This is a genomic window from Marinomonas sp. TI.3.20 (assembly GCF_038155025.1).
Classification (GTDB): domain Bacteria; phylum Pseudomonadota; class Gammaproteobacteria; order Pseudomonadales; family Marinomonadaceae; genus Marinomonas; species Marinomonas flavescens.
The window spans coordinates 1-282 of the sequence record NZ_JBAKAS010000111.1 but is presented as its reverse complement, the minus strand read 5'-3'; the positions used below and the strand labels follow the sequence as shown (position 1 = coordinate 282).

Here is a 282-nt window from a genome sequence, read left to right as displayed (position 1 = left end):
CCTTTATTTTGTGGGGGCCGCCAGGTGTTGGCAAAACGACCTTCGCTCAGTTGCTTTCTCATGCATTAGACGCCCAATTTATTGAAATGTCAGCGGTAATGTCTGGAGTAAACGAGATTCGTGCAGCGGTCGAACAGGCCCAGCAGTTACGCATGATGAAGGGCGGGCAAACGGTTCTTTTTGTAGACGAAGTACACCGTTTTAATAAATCTCAGCAAGATGCCTTTTTGCCTCACATTGAAGATGGCACCTTTTTGTTTATTGGTGCCACGACTGAGAACC

Annotated in this window: 1 protein-coding gene; it reads left to right on the top strand. The window is 47.2% G+C overall.

Going from position 1 to position 282, the window contains the following annotated elements; genetic code table 11:
* A partial coding sequence (locus tag V6259_RS19785; RefSeq protein ID WP_341585989.1) for an AAA family ATPase occupies positions 1–282 on the top strand: 282 nt, incomplete at both ends.